Origin of the sequence: Granulicatella elegans, from assembly GCF_020735385.1 — a bacterium.
Taxonomy (GTDB): domain Bacteria; phylum Bacillota; class Bacilli; order Lactobacillales; family Aerococcaceae; genus Granulicatella; species Granulicatella elegans_B.
Window position 1 is genome coordinate 188,117 of record NZ_CP085953.1, and the last position, 18,915, is coordinate 207,031.

Annotated in this window: 18 protein-coding genes; all 18 read right to left on the reverse strand. The window is 31.9% G+C overall.

Annotation, left to right across the window (positions count from 1 at the left end):
* Positions 1-49 precede the first annotated feature (49 nt).
* The 18 genes from LK443_RS00935 to LK443_RS01020 all read right to left on the reverse strand — a co-directional run bounded on the left by LK443_RS00935 (position 50) and on the right by LK443_RS01020 (position 18,657).
* Complete coding sequence (locus LK443_RS00935; RefSeq protein WP_227931772.1) at positions 50-895, reverse strand: PTS system mannose/fructose/sorbose family transporter subunit IID; 846 nt, start codon at positions 893-895, stop codon at positions 50-52.
* A complete protein-coding gene (locus LK443_RS00940; protein ID WP_227931773.1) occupies positions 885-1,694 on the reverse strand; it encodes a PTS mannose/fructose/sorbose/N-acetylgalactosamine transporter subunit IIC in 810 nt (269 codons plus the stop codon). The genes LK443_RS00935 and LK443_RS00940 overlap by 11 nt, the downstream gene beginning before the upstream one ends.
* A 24-nt stretch (positions 1,695-1,718) precedes the next feature.
* The gene (agaV, locus tag LK443_RS00945; protein ID WP_227931774.1) at positions 1,719-2,195 is read right to left on the reverse strand and encodes a PTS N-acetylgalactosamine transporter subunit IIB; all 477 of its coding nucleotides are present in this window, start codon (positions 2,193-2,195) and stop codon (positions 1,719-1,721) included.
* Positions 2,196-2,429: 234 nt separating this feature from the next.
* Positions 2,430-2,915: a hypothetical protein gene (locus LK443_RS00950; protein ID WP_227931775.1), complete on the reverse strand. Its 486-nt coding sequence runs from the start codon at positions 2,913-2,915 to the stop codon at positions 2,430-2,432.
* Positions 2,916-2,926: 11 nt separating this feature from the next.
* Complete coding sequence (gene yajC, locus LK443_RS00955; RefSeq protein WP_227931776.1) at positions 2,927-3,205, reverse strand: preprotein translocase subunit YajC; 279 nt, start codon at positions 3,203-3,205, stop codon at positions 2,927-2,929.
* A gap of 2 nt (positions 3,206-3,207) precedes the next feature.
* Positions 3,208-3,648, reverse strand: coding sequence for a PTS galactosamine/N-acetylgalactosamine transporter subunit IIA (agaF, locus tag LK443_RS00960; RefSeq protein ID WP_227931777.1), 441 nt, complete (start codon positions 3,646-3,648; stop codon positions 3,208-3,210).
* A 167-nt stretch (positions 3,649-3,815) separates the two neighbouring features.
* Complete coding sequence (locus LK443_RS00965; RefSeq protein ID WP_227931778.1) at positions 3,816-4,820, reverse strand: sugar kinase; 1,005 nt, start codon at positions 4,818-4,820, stop codon at positions 3,816-3,818.
* Between the two features lie 43 nt (positions 4,821-4,863).
* Positions 4,864-5,490 carry a bifunctional 4-hydroxy-2-oxoglutarate aldolase/2-dehydro-3-deoxy-phosphogluconate aldolase gene (locus LK443_RS00970; protein WP_227931779.1) on the reverse strand — a complete coding sequence of 209 codons (627 nt, stop codon included), beginning with the start codon at positions 5,488-5,490 and terminating at the stop codon, positions 4,864-4,866.
* 18 nt (positions 5,491-5,508) lie between these two features.
* Positions 5,509-7,362, reverse strand: coding sequence for a heparinase II/III family protein (locus tag LK443_RS00975; RefSeq protein WP_227931780.1), 1,854 nt, complete (start codon positions 7,360-7,362; stop codon positions 5,509-5,511).
* Between the two features lie 10 nt (positions 7,363-7,372).
* Positions 7,373-8,188 (reverse strand): PTS system mannose/fructose/sorbose family transporter subunit IID, encoded by an 816-nt coding sequence (locus LK443_RS00980; protein WP_227931781.1) that lies wholly within the window; start codon positions 8,186-8,188, stop codon positions 7,373-7,375.
* Positions 8,178-8,975, reverse strand: a complete 798-nt coding sequence (locus tag LK443_RS00985; protein ID WP_227931782.1) for a PTS mannose/fructose/sorbose/N-acetylgalactosamine transporter subunit IIC — start codon at positions 8,973-8,975, stop codon at positions 8,178-8,180. The genes LK443_RS00980 and LK443_RS00985 overlap by 11 nt, the downstream gene beginning before the upstream one ends.
* Before the next feature lie 14 nt (positions 8,976-8,989).
* Positions 8,990-9,490 carry a PTS system mannose/fructose/N-acetylgalactosamine-transporter subunit IIB gene (locus LK443_RS00990; RefSeq protein ID WP_227931783.1) on the reverse strand — a complete coding sequence of 167 codons (501 nt, stop codon included), beginning with the start codon at positions 9,488-9,490 and terminating at the stop codon, positions 8,990-8,992.
* Positions 9,491-9,506: 16 nt separating this feature from the next.
* Complete coding sequence (locus LK443_RS00995) at positions 9,507-10,688, reverse strand: glycoside hydrolase family 88 protein (protein WP_227931784.1); 1,182 nt, start codon at positions 10,686-10,688, stop codon at positions 9,507-9,509.
* An 83-nt stretch (positions 10,689-10,771) separates the two neighbouring features.
* Entirely contained in the window at positions 10,772-14,059 is a 3,288-nt protein-coding gene (locus tag LK443_RS01000; protein WP_227931785.1) for a polysaccharide lyase 8 family protein, read from the reverse strand.
* 274 nt (positions 14,060-14,333) lie between these two features.
* A protein-coding gene (locus LK443_RS01005; protein ID WP_227931110.1) for an IS3 family transposase occupies positions 14,334-15,697 on the reverse strand; the annotation gives its coding sequence in 2 pieces (ribosomal slippage) (positions 14,334-15,256 and positions 15,256-15,697; 1,365 coding nt in all).
* Positions 15,698-15,778: 81 nt separating this feature from the next.
* Positions 15,779-16,960 carry a pyridoxal phosphate-dependent aminotransferase gene (locus LK443_RS01010; RefSeq protein ID WP_227931786.1) on the reverse strand — a complete coding sequence of 394 codons (1,182 nt, stop codon included), beginning with the start codon at positions 16,958-16,960 and terminating at the stop codon, positions 15,779-15,781.
* Positions 16,957-17,451, reverse strand: coding sequence for an Lrp/AsnC family transcriptional regulator (locus tag LK443_RS01015; RefSeq protein WP_227931787.1), 495 nt, complete (start codon positions 17,449-17,451; stop codon positions 16,957-16,959). The genes LK443_RS01010 and LK443_RS01015 overlap by 4 nt, the downstream gene beginning before the upstream one ends.
* Positions 17,452-17,532: 81 nt before the next feature.
* Positions 17,533-18,657 (reverse strand): hypothetical protein, encoded by a 1,125-nt coding sequence (locus LK443_RS01020; protein WP_227931788.1) that lies wholly within the window; start codon positions 18,655-18,657, stop codon positions 17,533-17,535.
* Positions 18,658-18,915: the final 258 nt, after the last annotated feature.

The following is an 18,915-nucleotide window of genomic DNA, read 5'->3' on the forward strand; positions in this document are numbered from 1 at the left end:
GACAAACACAAAAAATAAGCTAGGCTTTCGCCTAGCTTATTACAAAGAACTAACCCCAGAATTTAACTCCTAGAACATGTCCTACAAATGCTAATCCAATACCTAAAACTAATAATAGTCCGATACAGAATAATGGAGTACGTTTTTTCTTAGCTAATAAATAGTATAAGAATAAAGTAATTGCTAATGGAATTAATTTTGGTAATACACCATCTAAGATTGTTTGAATTACGATTGGTTTTTCACCATTTGCAATTTCAATACCTAATTTAGTTCCACCGTATAAGCTTGTTAATGCCCCTACTACGAATACCCCTAAAATAGAAGCTGCACGTGTAAATTCTTTGGCATTTGCTGTAAAGATACCAATGGCATCAGTTCCTAAATCATAAGACCAGTGCATTAACCAATAACGAATAATAAATTGTGCTGCATTAAATACCGCTAGGAATAATAATGGTCCTGCAACACTACCTTTTAATGCAAAGTCAGAAGAAATACCTGCAACGATTGGTACTAAAGTGAACCAGAACAATGCATCCCCGATACCACCTAAAGGTCCCATCGCAGCAACACGTACTGCACGAATCGTTTGAATATCTGCTTTATTTTGTTCTAGTGATAATACAATCCCCATAACAAATGTTACTAAGAATGGGTGAGTATTAAAGAATTCTAAGTTGTGTGACATAGATGCTGCTAAGTCATCTTTATCAGTATGGATTTTTTCTAATCCTGGTAAAATACCATATAACCAACCCGCTGCTTGCATACGTTCATAGTTGAAAGAAGATTGTAAAAAGATTGAACGCCATGCCATTTTATTTAATGTTGCTTTATCTAATTTAGGAGCAGGTGTTTGAACTTTATAAGAATCTGGAATATTATATGCCATCTTCTTCACCTCCATCATAATTTACAACTGTTGCACCAGCAGATTTGAATTTTGTTTGGATTTGGAAATCCCAGTACGCAATTGCAAAACCGATGAATGCTAATAATACTAATGCAGAACCTGCTAAGCTTGCACTTGCAGAAACGATGTTAGCTAACGCAAAACCTAAGAAATAGAATCCCCATAGTTCTTTAGAAACCATTACTTTAAGTAAAATAGCAAACCCTACAAAACGCATCATTCCACCTGCAGCACTTAAACCGCCCATGAACCATTCAGGAATTGATTTTGTAACAGCATCCCCAATACTTTGTCCACCGATAAAGAATAATACAACTACAAGACCAAACACAGCCCCTAAAGCTGCCATTGCTAAATAATTTAATCTTTCAATCCCTTTTGGATTTGCTTCATGTGCATAACCATCTGCAACAGCCATCATAGGTGACATTAATGCAAAGATTAAAGTAACTCCATATTGACCTAATAAAGCAAATGGTACTGCAGCCGCCACTGCAGCTGTTGGTTCTAATTTAAGGCTAATTGCTAAAACAGTAGCCATGATTCCCCCGATAACAGCATTAGGTGGTTGAGCTCCCCCAACTGGCATGTTACCGATTGTCATTAATTGATAAGTACCCCCAACGATCAAACCAGTTTGCAAGTCACCTAAAATAGCTCCGATAACAGGTCCCATTACGATTGGTTGGTAAAGAGATTCTAAGAAGCTAAATTGGTCAATTGCAGCTACAAACGTTACTAGGAATACTAATAAAATTTGAATAAAACTTGCTTGCATGTTCATTGACTCCTTTTTAATAAATTATTGAAATAATTTCGAAACGTCTTCTTTTCCTTCGGTTGGAACTTTTTGAATTTCAAGTTCAACTCCCAGTTCTTGCAATTTCTTAAATGCAGCTACATCTGCATCATCCACCGCAACCACACCAGCAACTTGACGTTTACCTTCCGCCATATGCATATTGCCGATGTTCACTTTTTTAATCGGTACTCCTCCTTCCACTAATTTTAATACGTCTTGAGGATTTTCACAAATAATGAAAATCAACTGACGATCAGCCGCTTTTCCAATGACATTAATCGTTTTTTCAATTGTAAAATAACGAGTTTGTACACCAGATGGAGCAGCCATATCCATTAGCCCTTGACGCATCGGATCTGCTGCAACTTTATCATTAGCAACTAATAATAAATTTGCCCCAATAAACGATGTCCATTGTGTTGCCACTTGGCCATGAATCATCCGATTGTCAATTCTAGTTAATAAAATATTTGGCATTCTTCTTTCTCCTTTCATTTTAGTACAGTGTCATTATAATCGATATCAGCACCTATTGGAAGAGCTTTCTTCGCTAATTTAAAAGAATTTTGATGTTTTATGAAAAAATATCTTATTTTTTATCATTTATCTGTTTTCCTCCGAAGAAATATATATTTTATGTTACAATTTTCCTAAAAACAAAAAATCCAAGCAGAATTTTTTCTTACTTGAATTTTTTATCTTCATTTATGATTAAGATTTATTTCTGAATAAAGAATATGTTCCGCTAATAGTTACAACAATGCCAAATAAAATAACAATCATTCGATTTAAACTATCCTGCCCAATGAAAAAACTACAAATAATAATTCCAATCCCAATGGTACTAATTGATAAAAACTTTTCAATTGAAACTGTCGTTGACACGGAAACTTTCCCTTCAAATCCCTCTATCGAAACTTGTTTTTTTACAAGATATTTTGGTAAAACACTTTTGAAATAGGCAATCGTAGATAATGCATAAAATAAAATTGCTGATAAGCAACTTAACAAAATATTTTCTGGGAAAAAGCTATAAATCATAGCACCTATTGCAACAGCAATCACTATGCGTTGTCTAAATGCATTGAAACGAGCTAAATCCTGCTTTGGAATATGATAAATAGATTTTAACATCGGAAGATAAAAATATTCTTTATCATCTAAACCTTTATAAAATTCTCCTAAAAACTTTTTCATCTTCTCACCGCTTATAAAATCTCAGAAACACTATATCTAGAAACCGTAATCACTAATCCTTTAGCAATTTCTAATTCGATTTGATCATTCTCAATTTTTTTCACTGTGCCATAAATTCCATTTGCTGCCAATACACGTTTTCCAACTTTTAATTCTGAATGTAGTTTTTCAAAATATTGTTGCTGATGTTTCATATTTTTTCTCGAAAAGAAATAATAAATACCTAAAATAACTGCTATAAAAACAAGAAATGTTATTGAACTTCCAAAAATAATTTGTACTGTTTGCATCCTTAAATCCCATCCTCATCTTCATCAATTATTTGTTCTTCTTTTGTTGATAATACTACATGTTGAATTCCTTCTTTACCAGCACTTAAGCTTTGTGTTACTACCGCTTTTGCATCACTCGCAAATTCACGGAACATTGCAATTTCAATTAACATTGGTAAATTAGTCCCTACTACTACTTCAACATTTTCGAGTGCTACTGAAGCCATCATAGCTGCTTTAAAAGGACTTCCTCCTAATAAATCTGCATAAACCACAATTCCATCTGTTGTTTCTTGTAATTCTTCCATTGCAGTTCGCATATTTTGTTCTAATGTTTCCATCGGTTCACTTTCACGAAATGGAACTACTTTAAACGCCTCTTGCTTCCCTGCAATCATTTCTAATGCATGAGCTACACCAACTGCATACTCCCCATGTCCTGTTAAAATTAATCCAATCATTGTATCCCCCCTAATATATTATACTTATATACTAGTCTAGGTTTTAATAAAATACAAGAAGAAATTCAAACGTTTTCAACCATCCACAATAATATAAAAATGTGGATGAAAAACCTAATGTTCTTCATCCACAAAAAATAATTTCAAATATATTTATTTTGCTATCATCAACGTAAAATACGGCCTGTTTTATTTTTCATAAAATTAAAAATTTCTTCCTCATCAAACTGATTCCAATCACCAAAAACTGTATGTTTTAGAACTGAACTAGCAGTGCCAAAATCAACAATTTTTTGGCTATCCCACCCTTTTAATATTCCGTTTAAAATTCCTGCTGAAAAAGCATCTCCCCCTCCAACACGATCAATTACAGGGTTTATATCGTATAATTTAGACTCTACAAATTTTCCTTCCTCTCCCATAAAGAAACCTTGCAACTCATGATGATTCGTAGAATTTATATTTCTTTTTGTTGAGTAAAGTACTTTAATATTTGGATATTTTACCTGAATACGTTTATAAATTTCTTTTAACGAAACAATTTCGCCTTCACTTGTAACCTTTAAAAAATGAATAGCATCTAATTTAGCTGCTGAAAGAATGTCTACATATGGAAAAATTTTTTGTAAAAAATTATATGCTCTTTCATATCCCCACAAGCTACTTCTATAATTTATATCAAAACTGACTAAACAGCCGTATTTTTTTGCTTTTTCAACAATTTCTAGTGTCCAAATTTCCCATTTTTTAGAAAGTGTTGGTAGTATACCAGAAATATGTACTAAATCAACATTTTGGAAAATCTTATCAAAATCCCAACAAAGTTCTTCAAGCATTGCAATACTAGAAAAAGTACGATCATATAACACCTTAGAACCTCTAACTGAATTTCCTTGTTCTAAAAAATACGTGCCTAATCTTCCATTTCTTTGAAAAATTTCTTTTATATTTACACCATACGAATTCAACCTAGAAATCACTGCATCACTAAGTGGATTTTGTGAAGGGAGAACAGATGCTACTGAAACAGTATGTCCAAATTGAGACAAAGAAATTCCAACATTTGTTTCAGCTCCACCATAACAAACTCTAAAATTATCTGAATGTTTAATTCTAACATCCTCATAAGTTGATAATCGTAACAAAATTTCACCTAAAGTGACTACTCTCATTCTTAAACCTCTTTTACTATTTATTATTTATAAATGAATCTTATCAATTCAAAGCTTGTACAAATTCTTTTGCAATATTTGTTACACTTTCATAACCTTCAGAAGCAACTTTTGCACTTAAAGCACTACCTACACCTACTGCAACTGCTCCTTTATTCTTCCATTCTTTAATATTCGATAAAGAAACTCCTCCTGAAGGCATTAACTCAACATTTGGAATTGGTCCATGAATATCTTTAATAAATGAAGGACCCAACACACCTCCAGGAAACAATTTAATAATCTTTGCTCCCCCATTCATCGCTCGAACGATTTCAGTTGTTGTTGCACACCCAGGAAAATAGTAAACATGTGCATCTTCTGCTAACTCTTGAATTGAAGGATCATAATGAGGACTTACTAAAAATTCTGCACCTGATGAAATAGCCTCTTTTGCTAATTCTACATTCATAATCGTCCCTGCTCCAATAACAATTCCTGTGTTATTTGAATATATTTTTTTCAATTCACCAATTGCTTTAGAAGCATCCGGTGTTGTATACGTGACTTCAATATTTTTAATACCACCTAAAATAGAATGTTTTGAAATTTCTATTGCATCTTCCGCTGAAGCTCCACGGATAACTGCAAAAATATAGTTATCTTTTAACTGTTCTAATACATTTACCATAACTTTCTCCTTTAAAATTTACATCAAACGAAATATCTTTCCATCTTTCCTAACATTTAATTTTCCATATAAGATTTCTCCATCTGCGTCTTTTATATACTTTAGACCATTACTAATATCTTCTGGTGAATAATAAACCATTAACTCTCCATTTCCTTTCGTACATTGAATCTTTATACCTTGCAATTCTTCCTGAACATCTTGTCGTCTAATTTCTTCTTGTTTTACGGAATACGTTTCTGCCGAAATACAAGTAACTAATGGAGTAATTGAACTTTTTATTTTCAAACGTGTTCCTTTTTCTAAAGTATTATACCTTCTAGAATAAGAAATAGTATCTACACCCATTTCACCATTTGTCCAAAAGTTAAAATCTAAGTTCTTTATTGTTGGAACGATAAATGTCTGATATATCAAATCTTCTTTCTTCGTTTCATCAATGATAACCATAACTTTTTTATTGCTATCGATTATAATTTTACGAATAATTATTCTTTTATCTATATCACTTGAAATATTAGTTGGAACTTCCCATTGACATTCAAAACAATATAGAGAATCTTCTTTTACTGCAGTCATTGAGAGTATTTTTGGGACCCAATTATAACTCCAAGAACTCTTAATTGATGGATAGGTTCCTCCTTCTATTTGCACTGAATTTTGCATCATTTCAGATTTTAAAATATTTCGTAACTCACACTCCTTATAAGTATAGCGCCCCGCGAATGTCATCATTTGAACACCATCAAATTCTAAACTGAATGCCCCTTGAGATGAATGACCGTGAGAGCTTCCATGAAGCCCACCAAAAAAACTAAAATAAATATCCTCACGTTTAATCACAGCTAATCCTGCTACATTATCAAAAAAGAATTCATCAAAGTACACTTTGTGTGATTTCAAAAATCTTTTTCCAGAAAACAGTATTCCTATTTCATAACTTGTACAATCACTATCAAAACCTAGTAGATTATAATAAGAATATATCCATGAAAAATCCACTGTATCACTATCATTCAATGCTAATAAATATTGATTATCATTTGATAAATAATGAGCAGCATGTATCGGTTTTATTAGTATATCTTTCCAAATTTTTACTTCCTCATTCTCTAAATAAGATGTGAGCTGATATAAATATGCATAACACATCGTAACTTGATGATGGTACAACGGACTTTGTTCCCAGTGAATTCCCTTTTTAGTAAATTGAATGTTTGCTTGTTTTAATAGAATTTCCTTCGCCCATTTAAAACTTTCAGAATCTTCAGCATCTAAATATAAAAAAGACAATATTCCACTAACAGCTAATACACCCCAATTACTAAGAATATGCTTTTCTAAAAAATGAGATTGAATATACTCAACATGTTTTTTCATAGAATTATAAATACGTTTTTTTTCAATTTCATTCAATTTATCTATAGGAAGATATGTTAAACTTTTTATCCAATTCATTAAACGAATACCTGCATCCAAAATTCTCCATGAAGATTCTTGGTGAACATACTCTTCTTCATTTATAGAAATAAAATCAAAAATAATATCTTTCCATTTTTCAAAATATTTCAATTCATGTGTAATATAATAAGCCATCGCTAAATCAACTAAATAACCTTGACGATTTAACATAAAAATCCATTCCATATCATCGTTTGGAGTTTTATTCCATTTATATTCATGAAATGAATATTTTTCGAAACAAGTTTCCATATCCATTGCATTGTCATAATAAACTAGATCACGGTCTGTTAAATCATTAACTTTAGAAAAAAGTTCAAGTAGAAAACTACTTGAACTTTCCCTTATTGTTTTAATTGTATTTTTTTCTAACCAGAATCTAGTTTGATAAAGTTTTATTTTATCAAACATATTTTCACCTCTATGCTAAAATACCTAAAACAGAAGCTAGAATACCAATTACAAATAATAAGATTAAGATTTGATAAGTATTCCATTTTTTCTTTTTCAATAAGTAATATACTAATATTGTAATTAAAACTGGTAAAAGTCTTGGCATCATTTTATCTAAGATTTTTTGAATTGAAACAATTTGTTCTTCACCAGAACTTACTGTCGTTGCATATTGAATTGCAAGTTTAGCTTTTACAAATGATGCAGCTAGTGCAGAAATAACTGTTACCCCTACAATATTTGCAGCTTCTGAAATTTTGCTAATTTTATCACTTAAAGATTTAATAGCATTTGTACCCAATTGATATCCTAAGTAACCCATAAATACTTTAATAGCAAACATACTTAAAAGCATTGATAACCAATATCCCATTGGAGCAAAACCTAAACCATCCAAAGCTAGACCAGCAAAGATTGTAGAAAATAGTGGTGCTAACCCAAATTGAGCAATAGAATCTCCAATCCCTGCTAAAGGACCCATAAGAGCCATTTTAATACTACGAACTGAATCAATACTTTGACCATCTTCATACATTGCTAATTGCAAGTTTGAAATAAATGGAACCAAATGCGGACTTGTGTTATAAAACTCTAAATTAGCTTTCGCTGTTTCTTTTAGTTTTTCTGGATTATCTTTATAAATCTTCTTTAATCCAGGTAAAATTACATTTAGGTAACTTACACCTTGATAAGTGTTATAGTTAAAACCATTTTGTAAAATATATGATCTTAATGCTGTTTTAAAATAATCACGTTTAGTTAATTTATTTTGATTAGATTCCATTGCTAAAATCCTCCATTTCACTAGTTTGAACTGTTTCTACTACGGCTGGTTTATTAGCATTTTGATAATATGCAATCAATCCAAATACTGTACCAATTAACGCTACAGCCATTGTTGGTAATTCTAAATAAGCTACACAGACATATCCTAAAATTACATATGGAGTTAATTCTTTCTTCAACATTACTGATAAAATCATTGCAAAACCGATTGCTGGAATTAATCCACCTGCTACACCAAAACCACTAATCAACCATTTTGGTAATGCATTAACAAAAGCTTCTAAAGCTGGACGACTTAAAGCAGATAAAATACCAATTACAAATCCTGATACAGCTAAACCTAAATAAGTTGAATGTGCAATTAATTTAAATTTACCATAGTGACCATTTTCAATTGCTTTCTCAGCCATTTTTGGATTACCAGCAAAGAATGTATACAAGAATGTTGTTACAAATTGGAATAATACCGCAAATGGGAACGAAAGTGCTAAAGCATTTTCTGGGGTAATCCCTTGATCTTTTAATGTAATTACCATAATCGTCCCTACAATACCAGGACCAACTGGGTTAGGTGGAACGGTACCACCAGCACCTACTCCAAATCCCATGTATGCTAATTCCGCTAAGGCACCAAACGTTAACGCTGTTGGAATATCTCCTAAAATCAAACCTACAAAAAATGCCATTACAATTGCTCTATTTGTATAAATCCCTAATAACATTCCTGAATAACAGAAAGCTGTTACTAAACCAATTAAAATACCTTGAAATACTGTTATTTCCATTGTTATCCCCCATTTCAGCTAATAGCTTCTAATAATTTTTCTAATGTTTGCGCTCCATCATTTGTTACTGGAGAAGTTTTTGTATTGAATTGAATATTATATTTATTCTTCAATGTTCGCAAAGCTTCTTTATCTTCTTTACCAAGATATATGAATTGAGAAACTTTGTCTTTTCCTGGAGCTGAATGAATATTACCAACGTTAATGGTATCTAGTGGAAAACCTAGTTCCGCTAATCTCAATGCATCCGTTGGATTTGAAACTAGCACGAAAATGGTTTGGTGAGGTGCTGCTTTCCAAATAATTTCAGCAGTTCTCTCTACCGTCCAAAATCGTACATTTATTTCTTTTGGTAAAACAGTCTTCATCAATGTTTGTTGTAAGTCATCAGTCGATACTGCATCATTTGCACAGATAACTAAATTTACTCCTAAACTCTTAATCCATAATTGCCCCTGACCATGGATCAATCGTTCATCGATTCTAACCATTTTAATATTTGGTTTATTTTCCATATTACCCTTCCTTTCTTTACCAATACATTTTCCATTTTTTCTTTTTACGCATTAAAGCTTCCAAGTAGAAGTAATCTCCCCAAATGTTTCCTTCATTGACCCCTTTACCAGAATGCCATGAATATACTCCTTCATTTAGAAGAGCTACAATACCATCTGTTTTTTTCTCTGTGTAATGACTAATGAGATTGAACAGAATACGATCCGCCCAGTTTTCATACTCTTCAAGAATTTTGTTGTTTTCATATTCTTTCCTCATTTGGTTAATTCCACATACCGCAATAGCCGCAGCTGAAGTATCACGAGGTTGCCCAGAAGTATCATCAAAGATTAAATCCCAATAACACACAAAATCTTCTGGCAATCTATTTAAAAAGTAATTTGTCACAGCTTGAAAATATTCCAAATTAGTTTCTCTAGGGAAATAAGCATTACATAAGGCTATTCCATAGATTAACCAAGATTGTCCTCTAGCCCATGCAGAATCATCAGAAAATCCTTGTCTAGTTTTGCCATATGCTGGTTCTCCTGTTTCTGGATTAAAATAAAAAGTATGAAAAGCTGAAGCGTCTTTACGAATAGCATTTTTGACCGTTGTCTTAAAATGTTCTTTTGCTATTTCAGCATATTCTTCATTACCAGTTTCTTCACTCGCCCAGAAAAGTAGAGGAATATTCAACAAACAGTCAACAATTAACCTATAGTTATCACGTGCTCCAAGTTCTCCCCAAGCTTGAATGAATTTGCCTTTTTGTTGATATCTCGAAGCTAATTGTTTTGCAGCTTTTATGGCAGCATCCCTTGCTTCAAGATTGCCAGTTAACTTATAAGCACTAACACAAGATGGAGTGTACAAAAATCCTAAATCATGATGGTTAACCTCGATTAAATGATCAATTCGATAAATAAATGAAAGAACATTTTTTTCAGCAGCTTTTTTATACTTTTCTTCTCCTGTTAGTTCATAAGCTAACCATAACAACCCTGTCCAAAAACCATTCGTCCACTCCGTATTGTCCATGATTTTATACTCATTATTAAATGTAGCTGGTGTTGGATACGCTTCACCAAGAATATCTAAATTATGATCTATTTTTATTAGACAATCTTTAATTGCTTTTTCAAGTATTTCAGGAGTTAATCTTTCCTCATCACTTGGTTGATACGATTTTAATATTTCAATATTTTTATCAATCATTTTTTCACCTCTTTCTATAAATAACTTAACGCGTTAACTTTAAATTCATTTTACACCATAACTTTGTTTTTGTAAACGTTTTTTTAACAAAAAATCGAAATTATGGCTAAAAACAAGAGTGAAATTTCGGCTAATTTTATTTTTTGGGTACCTGTATTAGGTAAAACTTTATTTCTGTTAGGTTCGGTTAAAGCGTTAACCAACTCCCTATTTTTCTCTGATGAAATTTTTTGTTCTTCTAACTCATTATTTTTCTTTAATTGATTTTCTGTACCATTTTCTATTTTTTCACTCTTATCATTGCTTTCAACTGTTGATTCATAAATCAAGTATCTTACTCTATCTTCTACAGAAGGTTCAATAACTTGTTTTAACACGTATCGATTTATCTTTAATTCATTTAATTGTGCATTAATATTTGTAGGATTAAAAAATGCCACTTTAATCTTGTTTAATTCTTTTTTTATTGTATATATTCCTTTTTCTTTTAAAACAAGATCATCCTCCAACTTCAACTCAGAGTCGTCATATTTAACAACGCCATAAATATTATTTGATTTATCATAAACAACTTGATTATTTTCTGAATTCTCAATTACTACAATATCTTCTTTGATTACTTCTTCTGCAAATTCCTTATCATTTCTATTAGGATAAAGAATATATGCATAACTGTTTCTAAGCATATCGTGTGGTTGTTCAATTGTTAAAAATGTATTTTCTACACTCTCATCACTTTGAGTGTTATTGATATCTTTCCAAGCACCCTTCCTTGTTTCTTTTTTCACATTTAATGAAGTAGTGTTTATAAATTTGTATCCAATATTCATTTCTTTATTTGAAGATTTTAGGAAAATATTATTTACTTGTAATTCCATTTCAGTGCTATCTACTGTTTTCTCTTTGCCATCCACAATCACCTTGTAATCATCTTGATCCATACTGCGATTTCTAGAACTTCGCTTGATTTTTCTATTTTCAACAACAGTATATCCATTTGTGCCACTTGTATCCTTCACACCTGCACCTAAGAATACTACTCTGTCTCCTAAGATAAACCAAGATTTTTTAGCACTCATTGTATTATCTAAGTTGGAAAAATCCATTGCTACAGTTCCGAATTGTTGATTTAAAGAAGTAGAACCAACAAATGAATTTTTCATTGTTGTCATTCCTTTACCTTTTTCTCTCTTTTTATTATTTTCTGTTATCCCAGGCAACTTATACGGATCAACTGTAGCCCAGTAATCATCACTAAAATGACTCAAGTCATCATTATATAGATAAGAAACGCCATCACTTGTATACCAACCTTTGGCATTTTCACCATTCATAAACTCATAGTTTTGAATCTTATCAGAATGCATACTAATCCCAAAAGCAAAACCACGTTCTTTATTGTAGTAGGCAACTTTATTCATATCATTATATAATTTCAAATAAGTATTTCTTGCAATTTCTCCCACTATATTATTGGATAAGAGATTTTCAAAAAGATACACATCATAGAATGATTTTAATGATAAAAATGTATCATAATAATGATCCGATTTAACAATATCTTTTACAATCCCTTGTAATTTATTCTTTTCAGATTGTTCACTTGCTTCAGCAATTCTCAAAATACCTCTTAATACTTCTACAGCGGCATAATGATCATTTTGAACTTTTCTACTAAGTGATCTTCCTCTTGTCATATCCATCAATTCGCCTCTATAAATTAGCGGAAGAAAACCTTCATAAATCCAGTTATATAAAATTTTCAATTTATTTTGTTCAATTTTATAAGGGCTAGCTTGAATAACTGGAAGTAATTGAGAGAATCCATCAATAAGAACATTTCCATAAGCTCCTGTATAAGCAATATTCGTATGGTCAATATAAGAACCATCATAATGGAAGCCTTCTCCTTCAGATACAAGTTCTAACACATTACTTACAGCACTGATTGCACTTTCTAATTTCTTATCATCTTCTAGTAAAATACCTTCAATAATTTTTACCTTTCCTAAATCTGAAAGATTTCCTCCTACAGCTGTTTTTCCTCTATTTTGACTTACCATTATTTTTGATGGATCTGGAACCATTTTTGAAACAGGTGATAAATATTTAGCAATCTCTTCTTTACTAAAATATTTATTCATAATCGTTAAAATATTATTGATTGCCCTAGGAGTACCAATTTCATAGTCCCACCAATTCCCTTTAGACTCAGTTGTTACATTATAATAATACTCATTCATCAATTCCATACTATGTTTAACAATATTAATCACTTTTTTATCGTTATAGTACTTAGATTGAGAATTCGTTACAGCTTTGGCAATTTGTTCAAGCCGTCTATAAGTCTTCGTTAAATTAGTTGACTTGGAATAATCAGATACATCATCCCAAATTTTTTTATCATCATTTTGAACTTTTGCAAGATAACTTTCTACATCTTTTTCATTACTTTTAAAAATTTCATTCATATAACTACTTTGACTAGAAAAAAATTCATTTCCTGAAATCATCGTGTCCCATTTTTTTAAGAGAGAATCAAAAGTTTTATTAGATTCTTCAACAACTAAAGATACCACCTTATCTTTTTTTCCAAGTTCACTTACCATTAATTCTGTCGTTCCTATTTTTTTAGGAACAATAAATCCATCTTCCACTGAAGCAATACTATTATCTTTCACTTCATATTTGTAATTACCAGGTAATAACCAACGTTTGTTCATACTTAATGTTATAGATTTATCAAACTCTTTTTCTTTTATCCCTTCAACTTCATTAGAAGTTGTCTTTTCCGATTTTATAAGGCTCACATCATCAAAGTATGCTGTGCCAGTTCCTGTTTCATAAAACAACTCTAATCGAATCTTTACAATATCTTCACCGGAAACGAACTCTTCTGTAATTGTTGTCCAATCATGATCCCCATTTAGATTTTTAGAATACCATAAAGATGACTTTTGTTTATTATTGATATCGAAGGAAAGTATTCGAACACGAGCTCCTATATTAGACTTTAAATCCTCTGTTTTTATTCTTGCTGATAGAATATATTTTTGATTAGATTCTACAGTAATATCTTGTCCAACAACAGCTCTCATTTCTGCTTCTGCTGACATTTGTAAAATACCATCATCTGTTACTTCGATATGATATTTATCTTTTTCACTTTTTGGAACCCAAGGATCTTTCCAATCTATCGCAGCTTTTCCAGTCCACTTATTTTGCTTATCTTTTTTTAAATTAAAATCCCCGTTCTTAACAAGATTCTGATGAATAGTATCTTCTGCAAATATAGGATAATTTCCTCTAAAAGCAACTACAGAACTCATTAAAAATAACAATACTAAGCCATACAGCCATCTCTTTTTCATCACACTCTTCCTTCCTCTTTAAACTTAACGCGTTAACCCTATGAGTATATTACCAAAAGCTTTACAATTTGTAAACGGTTTATTTTAAAAAACACAAAAAAACTCTCAAAATTTGAAGTGACCCCAAAAAGTTAGACTTTTTTGAGACGACTTAAGTCGTCTCTTTTTGATTAATAAAACAAAATGTATGAATAACCCCCTAGGGGGTTCGCGCCAAAATTTTTGGCGCGTTTTTTCTTGGAAATATTATTAAACTTTCAATTAGATTTACTAGTTAAGCAATACGAGCAGAGTTTGAATGAGTTATTCTGTAATTTACAGGACTTAGTCCATCCAGTTTAATTTTTATACGTTTGTTGTTGTAATAATCAATATAATCGATAATAGCTTTCTCTAATTCCTCAAGAGACTTAAATTCTTTTTCAAATCCATAAAACATTTCTGATTTCAAAATACCAAAGAAAGATTCCATCATACCATTATCTGCACTGTTCCCCTTACGTGACATAGACGGCTTTATATCTTTACTTTCTAAAAATCGATGATAAGAATCATGCTGGTATTGCCAACCTTGGTCACTGTGGAGAATAGTATTTTTGTATTTTTCATCTGTAAATGCCTCGTTTAACATTGCCTTTAGTTGATGTAAGTTAGGTGAACGAGAAAGATTGAACGCAATAATTTCACTGTTAAATCCATCTAAGACTGGTGATAAATATAGTTTCTGTTCACTACTTGGAATGGCAAACTCCGTTACATCTGTGTAACATTTTTCCATTGGTTTAGATCCTTCAAAATCACGTTGAATCAGATTATCTGATTTCTTTCCAACATCTCCTTGGTATGAATAATATTTGCGTTTACGACGAATACGGGCAATTAAACCAAGTGCTTTCATTAAGCGTTGTACCTTCTTATGATTCACTTTAAAGCCACGATTTCTTAATTCTAAATGAATTCTACGGTAACCATAGTTTTCCTTATGTTCTGTAAAAATATCTTGTATTTCATCTTTAAGCTGTTGATCCTTATCCGGTTGGTTCATTTGTTTTAAATGGTAATAGTACGTTGAACGAGCTAAATTAATTACTTTAAGAAGAATATCCAATGGAAATTCATTGATTAATTCTTGAACAATTTCAGTTTTTCTTCTTTCTCTTTTTCCTCCTTCAATCGTAGTTCCCTCAACTTTTTTAGAACAGCAATTTCCGCCTTTAAGTATAGATTTTCTAATTCAAGATGTTCTAATTCTGTCATTTCTTCTAATTTTTTCTTTGGCTTACGTCCCATTGAATTTGGTCTCCCTCTTGTTTTCTCAACAATAGTATACCCATTTTTCTTATATTGTGCTAGCCAATTTGAAAGTAGGGAACGATTAGGAAGTGCATAATCAATAGCCACACTTGTTTGTGAACGACCTTCTAAAAGAACTTTATTCATTATTTCCTGCTTTAGTTTTGGTGAATAGTAACGATTTTTTTCTTTTTTAACAATTTCTATTCCATATTGATCAATCAATCGAACTAAGTATTTAATATTAGAATCGGCAATATCGTATTTCTTTGAAAGATTCTTTAAACTTTCACCTTGTTTTCTTAGTTGATAAATTTCTATTTTATCTTCATAAGTTAATTTCATTAAAAAACACCCCAAAAGTTAGATTTTTCATGTCTAACTTTTGGGGTGCAGTACACACTTCATGATGACAGGAGTTTTATTTTAGGAAATTTCACCATTTCTTAATTTATGAATAAAACTTTCTAAACGTTCAATGGCTTTTTTCAAACTATCTAATGAGTATGCATAAGAAATACGAACAAATCCTTCTCCACTTTCACCAAAGGCAGATCCTGGAACAACGGCTACTCGTTCTTCTTGCACTAATTTTGTTGCAAATTCTTCAGAAGTCATTCCAAATTGAGAAATATTTGGGAAGATGTAGAAAGCTCCAAATGGTTCAAAACATGGAATGCCTAATTCTTCCATTTTCTTCAATAAGTAGCGTCTACGTTGATTATAACTATCTCTCATTTCAATGACATCATCATCACAATTTTTCAATGCATCAATTCCTGCATATTGACTTGTTGTTGGTGCTGCCATAATCGTGAATTGATGAATTTTAATCATTTGTTTCATCAACACTTCAGGAGCTAGAGCGTACCCCATTCTCCATCCTGTCATTGCAAAAGCTTTCGAGAATCCATTGATTAAAATCGTTCTTTCTTTCATGCCTTCAATTTCTACAATACTTACATGGCGCTCTCCCGTATACGTTAATTCAGAATAAATTTCGTCTGAAATTACGACAACATTATGTTTACGAATCACTGCAGCAATCGCTTCTAAGTCTTCACGACTCATCACCGCTCCTGTCGGGTTATTTGGGAAAGAAAGAACGATTGCTTTTGTTTTTGGCGTAATCGCTGCTTCTAGTTCTTCCGGTGTTAAGCGAAATTGGTTTTCCTCTTTTAAAGGAATTCTTACAGGTACACCATTCGATAGTACAATACATGGTAAATATGACACATAACAAGGTTCACAGAAAATCACTTCATCTCCTGGATTCAATAAAGCACGCATGGCTAAATCAATTGCTTCACTTCCTCCAATCGTTACAAGAGTCTCCGTCATTGGATTATAAGTAACGCCTTGTTTACGTTCGATATAACGACAAATTTCTTGACGTAATTCTTTCAACCCGGCATTAGCGGTATAAAAAGTTCTTCCTTTTTGAAGAGAATAAATCCCTTCATCACGCACATGCCACGGAGTATCAAAATCAGGTTCCCCTACCCCTAAACTAATGACATCTTCTAATTCGTTCGCAATATCAAAAAATCTACGAATACCTGAAGGTTTAATTCCTGTTACTTTATGACTTAATAATGATTCAATCATGGAGTAACCACCATCCGTTTATCTCCACTCTTACCAACAAACATTGTGCCATGATCTTTATATTGTTTTAATACAACATGGGTTGTCGTAGATTGTACTTCATCAATAACTGATAAGCGACTAGATACAAACGCAGCAATATCTCTCATTGGTGCTTTTTTCAATTTCACCATAAAATCATATCCACCAGACATTAAATATAAATCTTCTACTTCAGGGAAGTGATAAATTTTTTCTGCAATGCGATCAAATCCCATTCCTCGTTGAGGATTTACTTTTAATTCGATAACAGCAGATACATTCACATCATCTGTTTTTTCCCAGTTAATTAATGTATGGTAACCACAAATGACCTTTTGTTCTTCTAATTCTTTAATTCTACGTTGAACTTCTTCAGGTTCAATGGCTAATAAAGTCGCAATTTCTTCTGTTGTTAAGCGACTATTTTTTTCGATTAATTTTAAAATTTGTTCATTCACATCTTTAAACATATTTCTTCCTCCTATTCAAATTCAGTCATATCCTCTATATTGTATCCTACTTTTCTTAAAAACACTATTGCTTTATAAATTTTATTTTCTCGCCCATTTACTAAACGTATCTAGCGAGCGATGCACAAACTGACGAGAGTGTTTTTTCATTTGTTGGAATATATTTTTCTTCTTCATCGGCACATGAACGACTGGTTTTTGGGCGGTCTGTTCTTCAAGTTCTAATCTATTTTTTGCGATAAACGCTTGAACTTCAGCATTTTGTTTTCCTTGCTTCATCCGACTTGCGATTTTTGTTTCTAATAACATACTACTTTCCTGAATCGTAAAGGAATGATCTTTTTTCGATAATAATGCCATCATTTCAATTCCACTATAACAACAAGCACTTAGCATCATTACTAAATAATACGATTGTTGATGAACAAAACATAATTCTTGATACGATTGAAATTTTCGTTGATAAAGATTTTCCAGCACTTCCATCACTCGAGTTGCTTCAGTTTGATTTCCAAAATACGCATAAGCTTGCCCTAAAATTCCAACGATTTGTCTGAACACTTGACGTGCATCAGTAGAAGCTTGAAAAATCGTATTCATTTCACGTTCCACTGTCTGTTTCGCCAATTGAAGTTTTTTCTTACCATCAATCCTTTGCAAACTCACTAGTGTTTCTGCTTTTGTCCCTGTTGCACATTCTAATAATAAATCCAACAATTCTTCTAATCCAAACGAAGGAAGGTGTACCGATTCATAAATTGGATAAGCCTTTGCCATGACATTAATGATTCCTTTTACAGGAAGAGATAAATCGACTAATTGACTTTGAAATTGTTCAGCTTTTGTTCCAATAGACTGCGTTAAAGCAACAATCGTTGGAAGTTGATTTGTAATTTTCAATAATATTTCTTTAGTCTCAAGTGAAAACTGATTGCTAGAACCATTCAGGCAAAAAATACAAACATCATAATCGAATGACGTTTGCAGTTTCTCTAATAGCGAATACTCATCCACTTGGAATTGTGGAATACTTTCATTTTTATTTAAATCAAATAAAGATTGAATTAACGTTGTTTTTCCAACTTTAGATTCTCCTATGACTAACAAACGATACGTTGGTAATTTCTGCCATTGACTTTCTAACGCTGTTTGAAACATATTTATCACTTCCACAATCTTCTCTCCCTTCCATAACGCATTTATCATACCATATTCTCCCTAAAAACTCTTGTATCTAAATGGTTAAATTTTTATTAGGATTTTTGGTGCATTAAAGAAAAAAGGCAGAAGTCAAAATACTTCTACCTTTCTACGCATCTTACCTAAAAAAGAAATAATATACAAAAGCTACAATTACAGGCTCATCGACAAATTCTGTTGGTGGATCAAATTTAACACCAAATTAAGTCTTTCATTTTAAATGAACAAGGTGGAAGAAAAGTAACGATTTAATCGATTTAACAA